Consider the following 1929-nt stretch of genomic DNA (forward strand, 5'->3'; position numbering starts at 1 on the left):
CCTTCAAAGACTTGGTCGTCTTGAAAGATCAGCCGGTGGCCGTTCTCATATCCGGGCCCTCACTCCGACGCCGAGCCAAACGCCCGGATCAGGTGGGACCCCGTACACCACTTCCCAGGACGCAACCTGCGGCGGTCGTCCCCGCGTGTGCGGGGGTTGTCCTGCGGAGCGCGTACCGGAGTGCTTCGACACTCGGTCGTCCCCGCGTGTGCGGGGGTTGTCCCTTCATGGATGCCGAGTCGAGTGGGGCACACCTGTCGTCCCCGCGTGTGCGGGGGTTGTCCGTGATGGGCCCCTTGACGTTGGTATGCAGTGTCGTCGTCCCCGCGTGTGCGGGGGTTGTCCCTACGCCATCCATCGGTACGGCTCCGGTTGGGTGTCGTCCCCGCGTGTGCGGGGGTTGTCCGAGGCTCTGGCAGAGCTGGAGAAGTGGAAGCACGTCGTCCCCGCGTGTGCGGGGGTTGTCCCCCAGCGGGCATCATGCTGAGGCAGGGATAACTGTCGTCCCCGCGTGTGCGGGGGTTGTCCCCGTACAGAGGCTCAGCACATGGACGCCCTCTTGTCGTCCCCGCGTGTGCGGGGGTTGTCCTCAGGAAGGCTCCGTTACCCGAGGCATCGACGCGTCGTCCCCGCGTGTGCGGGGGTTGTCCCCGCATCACGCCCCGGGTGGAGGCCCACTCCGCGTCGTCCCCGCGTGTGCGGGGGTTGTCCCTGCCCCGAGCTGCCCGACGCCACCTACGGATGGTCGTCCCCGCGTGTGCGGGGGCGGTCCTCCGGTTGAACCATTGCCCATTCGCCTGACGGTGCGTCAGGAAAAGCGGCAAGTAGTCGTCGTCGATCCGGAAATCGTGGGGACAGATGCTCGGGCCTGCGACTCGTTGTAAGGTGTGCTAACAGCCCTTGACCTGCAAAAACGCAGGCAGGGAGCCTAGCTTGGGAGTACCCCTATGTTGCGTACCATGTTCAAGTCCAAGATCCACCGCGCCACGGTCACCCAGGCCGACCTGCACTATGTGGGATCGGTGACCATCGATGCGGATCTGCTCGACGCCGCTGATCTGCTGCCCGGTGAGCTGGTGCACATCGTGGACATCACCAACGGTGCCCGGCTGGAGACCTATGTCATCGAGGGGGAGCGGGGGTCCGGGGTCATCGGGATCAATGGTGCCGCCGCTCACCTCGTCCACCCCGGCGACCTGGTGATCATCATCAGTTACGCCCAGGTCACCGACGCCGAGGCGCGGGCGTTCGAGCCGCGTGTGGTGCATGTCGACGGGAACAATCGGATCGTGGCTCTCGGTGCCGACCCGTCGGAGCCGGTGCCGGGGTCGGATCAAGAGCGCAGTCCGCAGGCGGTCACCGTCTGAGCCGACCCAGGGATCAGGAGCCAGCCCCATGAGCAGCGACATCGAGATCCGCGACGACCGGGGCGCCGGGCGCCTGGAGGCTCTGGGGGCGGGCGGGGAGGTCGTCGGGCGTATCGAGTACTTCGTGCTCGACGCGCCCGAGCCTGCTCTGGTCCCGGTCCACACCGTCGTCGAGCCCGCCCACGAGGGAAAGGGCATCGCCGGGTCCCTCGCCAGGGAGCTGTACGGCATCGCCGCCCGCGAGGGCGTGCCGGTCGCCCCCCTCTGCCCGTACGTCACCAAGTGGGCCGCCCGTCACCCCGAGGAGGCCCCGCCCGCCGATCCGGCGCTGGTGCGCGCCGCCAAGGTGTGGCTGGCCGCCCACCCAGGCCGGTTCTGAGGGGCGCCGGGCTCGACGCACCGGGGCCGGGTGCGCCGCCCGGCCCCCGGTTCCTGGTCCGTCCGGGTGACTGCCGGCGGCGGGGCCGGGTAGGCGGGGGAGTAGTCCAGAGCCAAGGCCGACCTGCTGGCGGAGGACGACATGACCGAGCCGTACCCCGACCCCGTCCACCCGGGCCCCACC

2 protein-coding genes and 1 CRISPR repeat array are annotated in these 1929 nt (G+C 69.3%); both genes read left to right on the forward strand.

Going from position 1 to position 1929, the window contains the following annotated elements; genetic code table 11:
* Positions 1–134: 134 nt before the first annotated feature.
* Positions 135–772: direct repeats of the CRISPR family, unit length 28 nt; unit sequence GTCGTCCCCGCGTGTGCGGGGGTTGTCC.
* A gap of 175 nt (positions 773–947) precedes the next feature.
* Positions 948–1367, forward strand: coding sequence for an aspartate 1-decarboxylase (panD, locus tag MTQ10_RS30085; protein ID WP_247473732.1), 420 nt, complete (start codon positions 948–950; stop codon positions 1365–1367).
* Between the two features lie 28 nt (positions 1368–1395).
* Entirely contained in the window at positions 1396–1746 is a 351-nt protein-coding gene (locus MTQ10_RS30090; protein WP_247473737.1) for a GNAT family N-acetyltransferase, read from the forward strand.
* Positions 1747–1929: the final 183 nt, after the last annotated feature.

This window comes from Streptomyces sp. XM83C, assembly GCF_023072675.1.
Classification (GTDB): domain Bacteria; phylum Actinomycetota; class Actinomycetes; order Streptomycetales; family Streptomycetaceae; genus Streptomyces; species Streptomyces thermocoprophilus.